Below are 9,825 nucleotides of genomic sequence, written 5' to 3'. Positions count from 1 at the left end.
TCGCTGAACCCGCATATTCACGGCCAACCACCGGGAAACCATTCAGGATAGCGCCAACCGCCACGCCCTGACTGAAGGTGGCCAGCAGTGAACCGGCAATGAACGACTTATCCCAGAACGGACGGTGTTCTACCGTGGCTTTAAAGCGGAACTCAAAAGCGACACCACGGAAGATCAGGCCAATCAGCATTGCCGTCAAAGGAATCGACAGCGCATCCAGCAGCACCGAATACGCCAGCGGGAACGCGCCGTACAGCGCCGCGCCGCCCAGCACCAGCCAGGTTTCGTTGCCATCCCAAACCGGGGCAACGGTGTTCACCATCATGTCGCGTTCGATGGGATCTTTATTGAACGGCAGCAGCAAGCCAATGCCGAGATCGAAGCCATCCATCACGATGTACATCAAGGTGCCAAACACGATGATGGCAAACCAGATAATTGAAAAGTCGATCATCTTAGTGCTCCCCACTCTTTTCGCTATGGGTTTTGGCCGCCGACAACGGACGCGCTGGCGTGTGATGCTGACCCGGACCACCGTGATCAACCTCTTTACCTTCGCCGGTCACCGGACCCTCTTTGATCAGACGCATCATGTAGAGGTAACCGACACCAAACACCGACGAGTAGACCAGAATGAACGCCAGCAGGCTGATACTCATGTGCATGTCGCCGTGCGCGGAGACCGCATCAATGGTGCGCTGCACGCCATAAACCACCCAAGGCTGACGACCAATTTCGGTAGTAAACCAGCCGGCCAGAATGGCGATCAAACCCGAGGGGCCCATCAGCAGCGTGAACCACAGGAACGGACGCGAGTGATACAAACGACCTTTGAAACGCAGCCACAAAGAGACCACGCCGAGCGTAATCATCAGCAGGCCCAGCGCCACCATCACGCGGAATGACCAGAAGATGATGGTGGAGTTCGGGCGGTCCTCTTTCGGGAAGCTCTTCAGCGCAGGGATCTGCTTGTCGAGGCTATGCGTCAGAATCAGGCTGCCGAGGTACGGGATTTCCAGCGCGTACTTGGTACGCTCCTGCTCCATATCCGGCACACCGAATAGGATCAGCGGCGAGGCTTCACCCGGCTTGTTTTCCCAGTGTCCTTCAATCGCCGCGATTTTCGCTGGCTGATGCTCAAGGGTGTTCAGGCCGTGCGCATCACCGATCATTGCCTGAATCGGTGCCACAATCAGCGCCATCCACAATGCCATCGAGAACATCTTACGAATCGCTGGATTGTCGTTACCGCGCAGCAAATGCCATGCGCCCGACGCGCCGACAAAGAAGGCGCTGGCGAGGAAAGCACCCACCGACATATGGAACAAGCGATAAGGGAACGAAGGGTTGAAGATGATTTTCAGCCAATCTTCCGGTACCACGATGCCGTTCTGGATGATGTAGCCCTGCGGCGTATGCATCCAGCTGTTCGACGCCAGAATCCAGAAGGTGGAGAAGATGGTGCCGAGCGCGACCATGCAGGTTGCGAAGAAGTGCAAGCCTGGACCGACGCGGTTCCAGCCAAACAGCATCACGCCAAGGAAGCCCGCTTCAAGGAAGAACGCGGTTAACACTTCATAGGTGAGCAGCGGGCCGGTGATACTGCCAGCAAACTGTGAGAAACCGCTCCAGTTAGTACCGAACTGGTACGCCATCACCAATCCGGATACCACGCCCATGCCGAAGTTAACGGCAAAAGCTTTCGACCAGAAATGGTAGAGATCGCGATAGGTCTCGTTACGGGTTTTCAGCCACATCCCTTCAAGCACCGCCAGGAAACTGGCGAGACCGATGGTGATGGCTGGAAAGATAATATGGAAGGAAACAGTAAATGCGAACTGAATCCTGGCCAGATGAAAGGCGTCTAATCCAAACATTGCTTACCTCATTGCCACAAATTACACCGAATTTTTACTTATAATTAACAAGCAGAGCGCAGCGGTTATTCGCCGTGCTTAAAGAAATGTCGCGCCAATGTAAAAGGAAGTGGTGCGAACAAAAAGATACAGGGGAGTTCGGTAAAACTATAACAGTGTTTTTTGATTTCTATCATTGTTTTCAGCAGAAACTAATACTTTAAAATCACTATGTTAAGGTTAATCACCCTCACTCATTGTGACAATATTGTTATTATTTCCCGCTTATTCCCGCTGTGCTTATCAGGTAACCACTTCATTTATTTATTTTTTAGTGCGCAGAAAAAAGGCGTTATTTACCGCTCCTCATTAGAGCATGTAAATATTTCCGGACAGCGCGGGATGATCAGAATTGTTAATTAAAAGATAATTAATTTAAAACGAAAAGCGTAACTCCTGCTGCTTATTGGTGACGTGATGTAAACGTGGTGACGTTAACCTGCTGCGGCATGGCATTTGCCAGCGGCGACAAGCTGTGCTTTTTTAGAGCAGTAATCAACCAGTTAAACAGCGAAGGAGAGGTTATGGCCCGTCTTACTGCACAGGATTTCCCTCAGGAACTGCTCGAGCTTTACGATTACTACGCCCACGGCAAAATCAGCAAACGCGAATTTATCTCGATGGCGGCGAAATTCACCGTTGCGGGCATGGCGGGCGCAACATTATTGAGCGCCATGAGCCCCAACTATGCGCTGGCGCAGCAGGTGGAATTTACCGATCCGGCGATCAAACCGGAGTACATTCACTATCCATCACCGCAAGGCCACGGCGAGGTGCGCGGCTATCTGGTGCGTCCGGCCAATGCAACCGGCAAAGTGCCTGCAGTGGTGGTGGTGCACGAAAATCGTGGCCTCAATCCCTATATCGAAGACGTGGCACGACGCGTAGCAAAAGCCGGTTACATCGCGCTGGCACCGGATGGCTTGAGCTCTTTGGGCGGTTATCCGGGCAATGATGATGAAGGCAAAACGATGCAGGCCAAAGTCGATCCGACTAAGTTGATGAATGACTTCTTCGCCGCGATTGATTTCCTGATGCATCACGAGGAAGGCACTGGCAAAGTGGGCATCACCGGCTTCTGCTACGGCGGCGGCGTAGCCAATGCGGCTGCGGTCGCGTTTCCCGATTTAGCCTGTGCGGTACCGTTCTACGGCCGTCACCCTAAAGCGGAAGATGTGCCGCGCATCAAAGCGCCGCTGTTGCTGCACTACGCCGCGCTGGATAAAGGCATCAACGAAGGTTGGCCAGCCTATGAAGAGGCGTTGAAGGCCAATCACAAAGTCTACGAAGGCTACGTTTATCCGGGCGTGAATCATGGCTTCCATAATGATTCGACGCCGCGTTACGACAAAGCCGCCGCCGAATTAGCCTGGAGCCGCACGCTGGGTTGGTTTGAGAAGTATTTGCGGGCGTGATGGCTTGTTGGGTCGCCATTCATGGCGACCTTCTCAATGCGCCTTCAATATCCGATGCACATTGCTCTCCAGCCAATCCGCCAGCCCGGTTACCTGCCCTTCCACTTCGCGACCTAACGACGTCAAACGATACTCGACGTGCGGCGGCACTACTTCATAGGCAATGCGCTCAACAAAACCATCCTCTTCCATATAGCGCAGCGTCTGCGCCAGCATGCGTTCGCTGACGCCGCCAATCTTGCGACGCAGCTCGCTAAAGCGCAGAGTTTCTTCGCGCAGCGCCAGCAAAATCAGTACGCTCCAGCGGCTTGTAATGCGCTTCAGCACTTCGCGCGACGGGCAGTTCACGTTAAGCAACTCACCGCGCGTAAATTTTTCACTCATCTTTTCAGACATTTAACTCACCCAACTCAAACTAACAAATCTGTAAGTACTTACTAAAAGTTAGTTTATCGCTTAGGCTGTTTTCATACCAGTTCAAAAGGAGAACAACATGATTGCGATTACAGGTGCCACAGGCCAACTGGGCCGTCTGGTGATTAACGAGTTACTGAAAAAAGTGCCAGCTAGCGAAATCATTGCTGCGGTGCGTTCACCGGAAAAAGCGGCCGATCTACAAGCATTGGGCGTGACGCTGCGTGCGGCGGATTACAGCAAACCGGAAACGCTACAGAGCGCCTTTGCTGGCGTCGATAAGCTGCTACTGATCTCCTCCAGCGAAGTCGGCCAGCGTGAAGCGCAGCACAAGGCGGTGATCGATGCGGCAAAAGCCGCTGGCGTCGGCTTTATCGCCTACACCAGCTTGCTGCACGCCGACACGTCGCCATTGGGTTTAGGCGTTGAGCATCGTGCGACTGAAGCGCAGCTGAAAGCTTCCGGCATTCCGTTCGCACTATTGCGTAACGGCTGGTACACCGAAAACTACGCGGCAAGTATTGCGCCAGCGCTGGCGCATCATGCCTTTATTGGTGCGGTGGGTGAAGGTCGTATCGCCTCTGCGGCGCGCGTTGACTATGCGGCTGCTGCCGCTGAAGTGATCAGCCGTGACGACCAGGCTGGCAAAGTGTATGAACTGGCTGGCGACGACAGCTACACGCTGGCGCAGTTCAGCGCCGAGATTGCCAAACAGTCTGGTGAGCAAGTGGATTACATCAACCTGCCGCAGGCCGAATTTGCCGCCGCGCTGAAAGGTGCCGGTTTGCCGGACGGCTTGTCCGAGATGCTGGCCGATTCAGATGCCGGTGCCGAAAAAGGCGGATTGTTCGATGATAGCCATACGCTGAGTAAACTGATTGGCCGTGCGACCACGCCGTATGCGGAAGTGATTAAGGCGGCGTTACAGAAGTAAGGGTAACCAGGTCGGCATAAATGCCGACCCTACGCCATTTTGTATGGTTGGCATTTATGCCAACCTGGTCAATCCCCGCTGCGTTTGCCATCAATTGATCAAGCCATCCCACGCTTTTTCGCGCAAATTTTAGCGATTTTCTTAAATACAGATAATTCTGCGTACCTATTTAAACATCCATCCTAAACGCCGCTTTCATTTCCTGAAATATAGTCCGTTGTAATCGCTGAAAAATCGCAAAAACACCGGATCCATCGACATGATTTATTACGTTCATAGATAAATCGCATTGTTGTTTCGCCCGTTCAGAGCTCTATAATTTGTTCTTTACGCATTCAAGAATTTACCAGGAGGCTGCTATTAATACTAACCAACAGCAATATAACGCTTTCGAGGATCGACGCGCTGATGCTGAACTGGAGTATCAATATAATCCTCATGAGTTCGTTCGCGAAGGTATGCAGGATTCGGAGCCGGAACCCGAGCTGATTGAAGGTCTGCCCGCGCCGGATGCGCTGACGCCTGCCGATCGCTACATGGAACTGTTTGAGCAAGTGCAAACATCGCACATATTTGCCGACAGCAAAACGTTCCCGGACTGCGCACCAAAATTCGATCCGCTGGATATTTTAATTCGTTTTCGTCGTCGTAAACGCGCAGCGGATTTTGATCTGGAAGCATTCGTGCACGAACATTTTTATTCTCCTCAGGTGAATGAGAGTTTTTATGTTTCCAATCCAGATAAAACCTTAACTGAACATATTGACGATCTGTGGCCGGTGTTAACCAAAATGCCGCAGCAACATTTAGCGCACTCATCGCTGCTGCCGTTGCCGAAACCGTACGTGGTGCCCGGCGGTCGATTTGGAGAAACCTATTACTGGGACTCCTACTTCAGCATGCTCGGTCTGGCCGATGCCGGCCGCGACGATTTGCTGCGTCACATGGCGGATAACTTCGCCTGGCTGATTGATAACTACGGTCACGTGCCGAACGGCAACCGGACTTACTACCTCAGCCGCTCGCAGCCGCCGGTATTTGCGCTAATGGTTGAACTGTTTGAAGAAGATGGCATTCGCGGTGCGAAACGCTATCTCGATCAGCTGATGAAAGAGTATCAGTTCTGGATGGACGGCGCAGGCGAGCTGATGCCGCATCAGGCCTATCGCCACGTGGTGCGCATGCCAGATGGTTCGCTGCTCAACCGCTACTGGGACGATCGCGACACGCCGCGCGATGAATCGTGGCTGGAAGATATTGAAACCGCGAAGAAATCGGGTCGTCCGGCGAATGAGGTTTACCGCGATCTGCGTGCCGGTGCCGCATCGGGCTGGGATTACTCCTCACGCTGGCTGCGCGATCCGCAGCGTCTGGCGAGCATCCGCACCACGCAATTTATTCCGATCGATCTCAACGCGTTCCTCTACAAGCTGGAGCTGATGATTTCGACGCTGTCACATGCCAAAGGTGAAGAGCTCACGGCGCTGGCGTGGCAGAAAAAAGCCGATGCGCGTAAGCAGGCGATCCATCGCTATCTGTGGGATAACACCGCCGGTGTTTACCGCGATTACGACTGGCGCCGCGAGCGCTTTGGCGCCTTCACTGCCGCTGCGGTGGTGCCACTGTTTCTCGGCCTCGCCTCACCAGAGCAGGCGCATTTGCAGGCCGTTGCGCTGCGTCATCTGTTGTTGACGCAAGGTGGTTTGCTGACCTCGATGGTGGAAAGCGGGGAACAGTGGGATAAACCCAATGCATGGGCACCGCTACAGTGGATGGCGGTTGTCGGCTTGAATCACTACGGTGAAGAGACGCTGGCGACAGAAATTGCCGTTAACTGGCTGAATACGGTGAATAATTTCTACTCACTGCATCATAAGCTGGTGGAGAAGTATGACATCAGCGGCGATCGCGCCCGTCCGGGTGGCGGTGGTGAATATCCGCTGCAGGACGGCTTCGGCTGGACCAATGGCGTGACGCGCAGATTGATGACCATGTATGGGCATTTGCTGGCGGATTGATTAATACGCACCGTAGGGTCGCCATTCATGGCGACCGTTTCACATATTGCGCATTTGGTCGCCATTAATGGCGACCGCTAACGACTTCTACTTCTGCAAAAACGCCAACAAATCCGCATTCAGCTGCTCCTGATGCGTCACCGCAAATCCATGCGGACCGTTCTCATAAACCTTCAGCTCCGACCCTTCAATCATCTCATGCGCCAATTTTCCGGTGGCTTCAAACGGCACGATCTGGTCGTTGCTGCCATGAATCACCAACGTCGGCACATCGACTTTAGCGATATCTGCGCGGAAATCGGTCTCAGAGAAGGCCGTGACACAATCAATCGTGCCTTTCAGCGACGCCAGCAGCGCGATGTTCAACGTCTGCGTCAGAACGCCATCAGAAACGGTTTGCCCGGCGTTGATGCCATAGAACGGCGTGGCGAACTCCTTGATAAATTGCGCGCGGTCTTTACGCAAACCCTCTTTAATGCCATCAAACGCGGCCTGCTCTACGCCTTCTGGATGATCGGCAGTCTTGCCGAATATCGGTGTCACCGCACCCAGCAGCACTAATCCTTTCACTTTCGCTGTGCCGTAGCGGCCGATATAGCGCGTCACATCGCCGCCACCCATTGAGAAGCCCACCAGCGTCACGTCGTCTAATTGCAGATGCTCAATCAGGCCATGAATATCATCGGCAAAGGTATCGTAATCGTAGCCTTCCCACGGCTGTTCAGAACGGCCAAAGCCGCGGCGGTCAAAGGCAATCACGCGGTAGCCGCGCTCAGCAAGGAAATTGAGTTGGCTATCCCACATATCGGCATCCAGCGGCCAGCCGTGGCTAAACAGCACCGGTTGGCCCTTGCCCCAATCTTTGAAGTAAAGGTTCACGCCGTCTTTGGTCTTGAAAGTGCTCATGTTTTTGCTCCGTTAGTGAGTGATGTTTTGTCTGCCAATCAAACTACATCGAGCTATGGGAAAAACCTAAAGCAGAGATTTTGACAACTTGTTCAAGGTTTTTGGTGCTGCAAAGCTGTCAAAAAAGCCTGAACAAGTTGAGGAATTTTTTCCGCTATCAAGCACGCGGCTGGATTCGTAAGGTGCTTACATCGCCTCTCTTACAGGAACATGATGATGAGCCAGCCCACTTCCGCTACGTCGCGCAGCAGCGCTTTCTCACCGTTTGGTTACGGGCTGTTTGCCCTGATCTGGACCGCTTCAGTGCTCGGCAACACCGGCAGCTTTATCCGCGATGTCGCCAGCGCCTGGCTTGTGACCGGACTCTCCGATAACCCCACGGCGGTAGCGCTGATGCAAACTGCCGCCACTTTGCCGGTGTTCCTGCTGGCGCTGCCGGCTGGCGTGCTGTCGGATATCGTCGATCGCCGCCGCCTGCTGATTGTAGTGCAAATACTCATGGCCAGCGTCAGCGGCACCTTGCTGCTGCTGTCGCACAATAACTGGCTCACCGTGGAATGGTTGATCGGCCTGACCTTCGTCGGCGGCATTGGCGCAGCGCTGTTTGGTCCCGCCTGGCAGGCAATTGTGCCGGAGCTGGTGCCGCGTCATGAGTTGAAAAACGCCGTGGCGCTCAACTCGATCGGCATCAATATCGCGCGCGCCATTGGTCCGGCGACCGGCGGTTTGCTGCTGGCAAGTCTGGGAGCGATGGCGGCTTATGGCGCCGATGTGGCGAGCTACTTTTTCGTCATCGCCGCGCTGCTGTTGTGGAAGCGCCCGGCGAAAGCCAAAACCGAACTGAATGAACACTTCTTTGGCGCGTTTCGTGCCGGGCTGCGCTATGTGCGAGCCAGCCACGATCTGCACCGCGTGCTGCTGCGTGCCGCGCTCTACTTCGCTTTTGCCAGCGCTATTTGGGCGCTGCTGCCGCTGGTGGCGCGCAGCATGCTGCATGGCACCGCTGGCTTCTACGGCTTGCTGCTCGGTGCCGTCGGCGGCGGTGCGATTGCTGGTGCGCTACTGCTGCCGCGCCTGCGCAGCGTGCTGAGTAACGATGGCTTGCTGCTGCTCTCGGCGCTGCTGAGTGCGCTGGTGATGCTGGCGCTGGCGTTCAGTCCGCCGCAGTGGCTGGCGCTGCTATTGATGCTGGTGCTGGGCGTGGGCTGGATCATCGCGCTAACCACCTTAAACGGCGTGGCGCAGGCGGTGCTGCCGGATTGGGTGCGCGGTCGCGGGTTAGCGGTCTATTTGATGGTGTTCAACGGCACGCTGGCGGGCGGCAGTTTGGCGTGGGGTTTGATTGCCCAGCATGCGGGACTCGGCAATACGCTGCTGATTGCCGGAGCGGGATTGATTATTAGCGCGCTGCTGCTGAAGCGTCTGGTGTTGCCCGCCGGTGAAGCCGACCTGCAACCGTCGCTGCACTGGGCAGAACCGCAGCTGGATGCAGATACCAATGTGCGTCGCGGGCCGGTGTTGATTCAGATCCGCTATCGCGTGCTGCCGGAAGATCGCGCTGCCTTCAAACAGGCGATCCACAAGCTGGCGCATGCACGTCGTCGCGACGGCGCGTATTCATGGGGATTGATGGCACAAACCGACGATCCCAACGCGTTGCTGGAGTGGTTTTTGGTTGAGTCGTGGCAGGAGCATTTACGCCAGCACCAGCGCGTCTCCCACGCTGATGCCGAGTTACAGCAGAAGGTGCTGCAATACCATCAGGGCGAGGAAGCGCCGTTGGTCAGCCACCATATCGCCATCTGATTACGCTGGCAGATAGACATCGCGCAAACCTGGCAGCGTGAGTAAGCGCTCGCGCCACCAGGTTGCCGCATTACCGCAGGCGCTTTCGTTCCACGCCAGATACGCCATATCACGGCGGCATTCGCTATCCAGCTGACGCGCCACCAGCGCCCCGCTTGCCAGATGTGGACGCGCCAGATAAAGCGGCAGATAACCGCAGCCAAGGCCATCCAGCTGTGCCTGCAGTTTGGTAGGAAAATCATGCACGCTCAGGGTTTTCTGCTCATCCAGCACACGTAAATCAATGCCCGTGCCGTGGCGCGAAGAGTCATGCACCGTAACGGCGCGATACTGGCGGATCTGCTCGCGCGGCAGCGGTTCCAGCGCGGTGGCGAGCGGATGATTAGGCGCGACGGCAAACACATACTCGAGCCAAC

The 9,825-nt window shown here is 55.1% G+C and carries 9 protein-coding genes; 4 read left to right on the top strand and 5 right to left on the bottom strand.

Features of this window, described 5'->3' with window-relative positions:
* Together cydB and RTY00_RS12265 are read right to left on the bottom strand one after the other, a co-directional pair.
* Positions 1–454, bottom strand: a 454-nt coding sequence (gene cydB, locus RTY00_RS12270) for a cytochrome d ubiquinol oxidase subunit II (protein WP_312664639.1), incomplete at its 3' end; no start/stop codon positions are given.
* Position 455: 1 nt separating this feature from the next.
* On the bottom strand, positions 456–1,877 hold the full coding sequence (locus tag RTY00_RS12265) for a cytochrome ubiquinol oxidase subunit I (protein WP_008107195.1): 1,422 nt from the start codon (positions 1,875–1,877) through the stop codon (positions 456–458).
* A 563-nt stretch (positions 1,878–2,440) separates the two neighbouring features.
* Between RTY00_RS12265 and yghX the strand changes: the two genes are divergently transcribed.
* Positions 2,441–3,331, top strand: coding sequence for a YghX family hydrolase (gene yghX, locus RTY00_RS12260; protein WP_312664638.1), 891 nt, complete (start codon positions 2,441–2,443; stop codon positions 3,329–3,331).
* 33 nt (positions 3,332–3,364) lie between these two features.
* Here the strand turns inward: yghX and RTY00_RS12255 are convergent, their stop codons facing one another.
* Positions 3,365–3,727, bottom strand: a complete 363-nt coding sequence (locus tag RTY00_RS12255) for a winged helix-turn-helix transcriptional regulator (RefSeq protein ID WP_008107191.1) — start codon at positions 3,725–3,727, stop codon at positions 3,365–3,367.
* A gap of 97 nt (positions 3,728–3,824) precedes the next feature.
* On the opposite strand from RTY00_RS12255, the gene RTY00_RS12250 reads away from it, so the two are divergent.
* Together RTY00_RS12250 and treF are read left to right on the top strand one after the other, a co-directional pair.
* Positions 3,825–4,679: an SDR family oxidoreductase gene (locus RTY00_RS12250; protein ID WP_312664637.1), complete on the top strand. Its 855-nt coding sequence runs from the start codon at positions 3,825–3,827 to the stop codon at positions 4,677–4,679.
* A 359-nt stretch (positions 4,680–5,038) separates the two neighbouring features.
* Positions 5,039–6,697, top strand: a complete 1,659-nt coding sequence (gene treF / locus RTY00_RS12245) for an alpha,alpha-trehalase TreF (RefSeq protein ID WP_052026007.1) — start codon at positions 5,039–5,041, stop codon at positions 6,695–6,697.
* Positions 6,698–6,784: 87 nt separating this feature from the next.
* Here treF and RTY00_RS12240 read toward each other — a convergent pair whose 3' ends face one another.
* Complete coding sequence (locus RTY00_RS12240) at positions 6,785–7,603, bottom strand: alpha/beta hydrolase (protein WP_312664636.1); 819 nt, start codon at positions 7,601–7,603, stop codon at positions 6,785–6,787.
* A 216-nt stretch (positions 7,604–7,819) separates the two neighbouring features.
* On the opposite strand from RTY00_RS12240, the gene RTY00_RS12235 reads away from it, so the two are divergent.
* Entirely contained in the window at positions 7,820–9,409 is a 1,590-nt protein-coding gene (locus RTY00_RS12235; protein WP_312664635.1) for an MFS transporter, read from the top strand.
* Here RTY00_RS12235 and RTY00_RS12230 read toward each other — a convergent pair.
* Positions 9,410–9,825, bottom strand: a 416-nt coding sequence (locus RTY00_RS12230; RefSeq protein WP_312664634.1) for a LysR substrate-binding domain-containing protein, incomplete at its 5' end; no start/stop codon positions are given. It lies immediately after the preceding gene.

Source organism: Pantoea sp. CTOTU49201 (genome assembly GCF_032054795.1).
GTDB classification, from domain to species: domain Bacteria; phylum Pseudomonadota; class Gammaproteobacteria; order Enterobacterales; family Enterobacteriaceae; genus Pantoea; species Pantoea symbiotica.
Note: the sequence above shows the minus strand (reverse complement) of the source record. Positions and strands in the feature narration are given on the sequence as shown.

Bases quoted from the DNA above. Each gene is read 5' to 3' on its own strand.
- RTY00_RS12240 (WP_312664636.1), bottom strand. From the start codon at position 7,603: ATGAGCACTTTCAAGACCAAAGACGGCGTGAACCTTTACTTCAAAGAT.
- RTY00_RS12250 (WP_312664637.1), top strand. From the start codon at position 3,825: ATGATTGCGATTACAGGTGCCACAGGCCAACTGGGCCGTCTGGTGATT.
- RTY00_RS12235 (WP_312664635.1), top strand. From the start codon at position 7,820: ATGAGCCAGCCCACTTCCGCTACGTCGCGCAGCAGCGCTTTCTCACCG.
- RTY00_RS12265 (WP_008107195.1), bottom strand. From the start codon at position 1,877: ATGTTTGGATTAGACGCCTTTCATCTGGCCAGGATTCAGTTCGCATTT.
- yghX (WP_312664638.1), top strand. From the start codon at position 2,441: ATGGCCCGTCTTACTGCACAGGATTTCCCTCAGGAACTGCTCGAGCTT.
- RTY00_RS12255 (WP_008107191.1), bottom strand. From the start codon at position 3,727: ATGTCTGAAAAGATGAGTGAAAAATTTACGCGCGGTGAGTTGCTTAAC.